At 70.3% G+C, this 992-nt stretch carries 1 protein-coding gene and 1 pseudogene; both read right to left on the reverse strand.

What is annotated here, in order from left to right:
* Nucleotides 1-294: transposase (locus FVA95_RS28965; RefSeq protein ID WP_193564365.1), on the reverse strand; the 294-nt coding region annotated here is incomplete at its 3' end.
* Nucleotides 295-332: 38 nt separating this feature from the next.
* A pseudogene (locus tag FVA95_RS28970) lies at nt 333-884 on the reverse strand (transketolase C-terminal domain-containing protein); the annotation flags it as partial.
* Between the last annotated feature and the right edge of the window lie 108 nt (nt 885-992).

Raw genomic sequence — 992 nt, forward strand, 5'->3', positions numbered from 1 at the left:
GCGCCGGCGCTCGAGCAGCCAGTCGGGAAAGTAGGAACCGGTGCGGAGTTTGGGGATCGCCAGCTCCACGCTGCCGGCGCGGGTGTCCCAGTCCCGGGCCCGGTAGCCGTTGCGGGAGTTGACCCGCTCGGCGCTGCGTTCCCGATAGCCGGCGCCGCACATCGCGTCGGCCTCGGCCGCCATGAGCGTCTCGGCGAACTGTTTGATCATCGCCCGGAGCAGATCCGGGCTTGCATCAGCGAGCCGGTCGTTCACCCAGCCCGCCACATCGTTCACACTGTCTGACGCGGCCATCGCGTCTCCTCCCTCGAGAACTCTAAGCACTCGAAGGATCACGCGGTGGCCGTCTCATATCCCGACGCCACGCCGTTGATCAGCGACGACGTCGTACACCACGTCCCTGGACGCAACCGCAGGTGGTGCTGCTCCAGCTTCGGCGGCGGGTAGGGCACGTCGAAACCGGTCACCCGGCGCACCGGCGCCTCGAGGTGGTGGAAGCACCGCTCCGAGACCCGGGCGGCGATCTCCGAGGCGACCGAGGCGAACCCCGGTGCCTCCGCGACGACGACCGCCCGCCCGGTCCTGCGCACCTGCGCGCAGACGGTCTCGTCGTCGAACGGGACGATCGACCGCAGGTCGACAACGCCGAGGTCGCGGCCCTCCAGGGCGGCCTCCTCGGCGGCGGCGAGGGCGAGCGGGACCGTCGGGCCGTAGGCGATGAGCGTCGCGTCGGCCCCGGGGCGGCGGACGACGGCACGTCCGATCGGTGGCACCGGCACGGCGGTGTCGACCTCCTCGGAGGTGAAGTAGTGCTTCTTCGGCTCCAGGAAGACCACCGGGTCCGGGTACTCGATCGCCGCGCGGAGCAGGCCGTGGGCATGGGCCTGTGCAACGAACGGTGGTTCCGGCCCGACACGCCGGACCTCAGCGTCCGGCGGGATGGGCACTGTGAGTGATGACATCAGACCCTATGGGCTCTGCTGAGAACGAGA

Source organism: Pseudonocardia sp. EV170527-09 (assembly GCF_008369905.1).
Lineage (GTDB): Bacteria > Actinomycetota > Actinomycetes > Mycobacteriales > Pseudonocardiaceae > Pseudonocardia.